Source organism: Nitrospiria bacterium (assembly GCA_036397255.1).
GTDB lineage: Bacteria > Nitrospirota > Nitrospiria > DASWJH01 > DASWJH01 > DASWJH01.
The window spans coordinates 1-3,342 of sequence record DASWJH010000023.1 but is presented as its reverse complement, the minus strand read 5'-3'; the positions used below and the strand labels follow the sequence as shown (position 1 = coordinate 3,342).

At 42.0% G+C, this 3,342-nt stretch carries 3 protein-coding genes; all 3 read right to left on the bottom strand.

Going from position 1 to position 3,342, the window contains the following annotated elements; translation table 11 throughout:
- Positions 1-115: 115 nt before the first annotated feature.
- Entirely contained in the window at positions 116-700 is a 585-nt protein-coding gene (locus VGB26_03375) for a uracil-DNA glycosylase (GenBank protein ID HEX9756825.1), read from the bottom strand.
- Positions 701-834: 134 nt separating this feature from the next.
- A complete protein-coding gene (locus VGB26_03370) occupies positions 835-1,179 on the bottom strand; it encodes a PilZ domain-containing protein (GenBank protein ID HEX9756824.1) in 345 nt (114 codons plus the stop codon).
- Positions 1,180-1,505: 326 nt separating this feature from the next.
- Positions 1,506-2,714, bottom strand: coding sequence for an MFS transporter (locus tag VGB26_03365; GenBank protein HEX9756823.1), 1,209 nt, complete (start codon positions 2,712-2,714; stop codon positions 1,506-1,508).
- Between the last annotated feature and the right edge of the window lie 628 nt (positions 2,715-3,342).

The window sequence follows — 3,342 nt, the reverse complement described above, 5'->3', positions numbered from 1 at the left end:
AAAACTCTCGGATTTGTGGTACATTGACTTTGAGTTCCATCATGGCGTTTTCCTCCTGGGTTAGGGTTGCACACTTTATCTTGGTTGGAAAACGCCATTTTTTCAACCCTCAATTTCACACATAATACTTTACACTATCAGGATTTGGCTCCAAACTTTGGTTTATGAAATCTCTTAAAGTCTTAAAATCCTCTTTAAGAACTTCTCTTAACCCACCTTGGTGAAGAGTGGCCGCCGGATGATACATGGGAAACACAAAAGAATCCTTCACCTGAAAATATTTCCCCCGGACCTTACTGATTCCAATTTTTTTACCCAAAAGGGTTTGGGTGGCAAAGTTTCCCAGCGTACAGACCACCTTGGGTTGGATCAGTTCCAATTGCTTCCAAAGGTGAGGAATACAGGTTTCAATTTCTTCTGGTTTTGGGTTTCGGTTTTCAGGAGGTCTGCATTTCAGCACATTGGCAATATAAATATCATCTCTTTTTAAACCAATCGACTCTAATAACTGGGTCAAAATTTTTCCTGCGGCTCCTACAAAGGGTTTTCCCTGCAGGTCCTCGTTTTTGCCGGGAGCCTCCCCCACAAAAACGATACGTGCGTTTGGATTCCCTTCCCCAAAAACCAGATGAGTCCGGGTTTTGGAGAGGTCGCATAGCTGGCAATCTTTAATCTGTTCGTAATACTGTTTCAATTTCATGAGGGTACCTCCCTTTTTCAGGAGGGTAGATTATCAAATCTTTTTGGGAAAATCACGAAATGGTTTTTAAAGAAAAGTTGATGGGCGGGGGCCACAAAGTGTGGTGGTTGGAAAACTCAACACTATTTCATGGATTAAGAAGTTTTTGTTGGCGTTTGATGAAGGTATTGGTATAAAGCAGGATTTTTTTCCTGTTTGATTTTTTCGTTAAACTCTATTCCAAAGGTATTGCCGTCAACTCCTACATTGATACCTACAACCTTCCCATAAATACGCTCTTCCCTAGTGGCACCTGACCCATTTCTAAAAGTAACCAGAATCTCAACTTGGGAATTAACCTCTAAATATCCTTTAGAAAACATTCCCAGGCCTTGCAAACCCAAATTTCTGATTGATCCCTCAAAAGAAACCCCTGTCTTTGGAGAGAAAACCGTGGCAAAAGCCAAAAATGTCATTCTTGGATATCTTCGCTTTATCATCCATTTATGAATACCATAGAATCCCAAATAGGGCAATTACGCTTAATCCCTTTACGGTCCCTGAAAAGGATTTTAGCCCCAAATGGGATTTCCCCCTATCAACCCATTTTATTGGAATACCAGCAAAATATAAATTTTTATTACCCCAAAACTTACTCCCATTGGATTTGTTGATCGAGAAAGGGGGAGGGTCTCTAGGGCAGGTGGGATAATGCTATTTTCTAAATTCTTAAAAAAACTTTCCCAAATTTTAAACAATAAATTTTGCCAAACTTTGTCGGTAACAAACCACTTGTAAAAATATACAAATCAAAATTAAAACCTCCCTATCCTGAAGGAGAGGCAGGATCTTCTACTATTCCTTCCACCAATGATTCCTTTCGGAGGTAAAGCATGCTTAATAAAAATGCAAGGAGCATGACCAATCCCCCGGTAAAATAGGGGGAAGAAATTCCAACCCGGTCAAAGCTGAAACCTCCCCATGCGGGCCCCAAAATTCTGGCCAGACTTGAAATCGATTGCGAAACCCCAAGAATCCCGCCATGACGGGTGGGATCACTGTAAAGGGTAATAAGGCTGTTTAATGAAGGGGTATTCATTCCCAGCCCAACGGCCAAAAACGCCAGCACAATGGCAAGAATCCATAAATTCTGTGCATAGGGAATAAGTCCCAAACCTGCCACCATCAGGAACATTCCAACCCGAACCAAAACTCTTTCACCAAACATTTTAGCCAACCTTCCCACCAACCCCCCTTGAACGATGGCAACCAAAAGCCCCACATAGGCAAAAAGATATCCCACCTCCGAAGAGGTAAATTCAAAACGCCGTTCGGTAAAAAGTGCAAAAGTAGCTTCAAAATTCGCAAAAGAGAAAGTTGCAAAAAACATCAACAGAATGACCAAACCCAAATTTGAATTTTGAAATACCTTTGCAAATTGCTTTGGGTGATACCGTTGGCCCCGGGGAACGATCCCCCTCCGCTCAGGGGTTAAGGACTCCGGAAGCCGGATAAAAGCAATAAGCAAATTTGTAAAACAAATGGCAGATGCAATAAAGGCGGGAACCCCATAACCAAATTGACTAAAGAACCCCCCTACAGCCGGGCCTAAAATGAATCCAAGACCGAAGGCCGCACCAATTAAACCCATCCCTTTCGCCCGGTCTTCGGGTTTGGTTGTATCGGCAATGTACGCTTGGGCTGTTGAAATGCTGGCACCAAAAATCCCTGCGAAAATTCGGGAGAGAAATAATACAAATAAAGAAGGGGCTAAACCGAAAATAAGATAAGAAACACTGGACCCCGCAAGGCTTAAAAGAATAATGGGTCTTCTGCCCACCCGGTCTGAGAGCATGCCCCAAAAGGGCGCAAAAAGAAACTGCATCAGGGAATAGACCATCATCAGCAGTCCAACGTGAAAACCTGTAGCTCCGTAAAATTCAGCATAAAAAGGAGCCAAGGGAAGGACGATGCCAAATCCCAAAAGATCCACAAAGACTGTGATAAAGAGGACGCTTAGGGGGGATTTAAACATGAGGGGGACCTAAAACACACAAAAAAAAAGACGAAATAGAAAATTTTTCAATAGCCTGTAACTATAATAGAATGTGAAAGAGGTTGTAAAGGAAAAATTCTTGAAACCATAACTCCAAAATCTATCCCCAAACCTGGATGAATGATGGATGGATTACCCCGTTAATTGAACCCAAAGATAGACTAAAGCAAGGAACAGATACCCGGAAGCCAGCCCGAAATAAAACCAGGTTTTTCTCAGAGAAGAAGGTGTGAAGACAACAACCTGAAATTTAAAAAATATAGACCCACAGAAAAGGGTAAACGTTCTTTCCCTACCATAATCAAGGGAGCACCCTCCCCCTTTGAAAAAGGGGGAATAAAGGGGGATTTTCATTTATAAAATCTCCCCCTCAGGCCTTTCTTTCAAAGAGGGAAGCAGCATTCTTCTTTGAAAATTTTTGGATCAATACATCCAAACAAAGAAAACCAAATAATAAAAAGATTAGTTAGAGTCTGTATTTTAATGCGCATTTAGATTGAACTTGGACAGAGGGAACCGCCATGGTGCGCAGATGTCCGCCTGTTTTCGCATCTTCGAGTACGCTTCATCAACATTCGTTGACTTTTCCCCGTTTTCATGGGCGATT

Excerpts from the sequence above, each read along its gene's own strand:
- VGB26_03365 (HEX9756823.1), bottom strand. The coding sequence starts at position 2,714 with ATGTTTAAATCCCCCCTAAGCGTCCTCTTTATCACAGTCTTTGTGGAT.
- VGB26_03375 (HEX9756825.1), bottom strand. The coding sequence starts at position 700 with ATGAAATTGAAACAGTATTACGAACAGATTAAAGATTGCCAGCTATGC.
- VGB26_03370 (HEX9756824.1), bottom strand. The coding sequence starts at position 1,179 with ATGATAAAGCGAAGATATCCAAGAATGACATTTTTGGCTTTTGCCACG.